Here is a 250-nt window from a genome sequence, read left to right as displayed (position 1 = left end):
ATCGCCCGCACGACGATGTAACATACCCGCCATGTTAAAAAGCTCAGGATCATTAAGGGTAAATTTATTGGCTTGTAAAATAAAAAAATAAGCAGCGTTAAGATATTCTTCAGCAAATGCTTTAGCTGCTAAGTTGCCATAAAACCTCGCAACTAAGTCGTTGTAGCTGGCGCTGCCAGAATAAAAACTACCTCGTGTAGGAAAATAATCAATCAGGGTACCTGGGCGAAAAACGTGAATAACGTTCTCT

General features: G+C 40.4%; 1 pseudogene. It reads right to left on the bottom strand.

The features are described 5' to 3' along the window. Nucleotides 1–250 (bottom strand): annotated as a pseudogene (locus tag R0J88_RS22115) (hypothetical protein); the annotation flags it as partial.

It is taken from the genome of Pseudoalteromonas sp. SIMBA_162, from assembly GCF_046535955.1.
Lineage (GTDB): Bacteria > Pseudomonadota > Gammaproteobacteria > Enterobacterales > Alteromonadaceae > Pseudoalteromonas > Pseudoalteromonas marina.
Note: the sequence above shows the minus strand (reverse complement) of the source record. Positions and strands in the feature narration are given on the sequence as shown.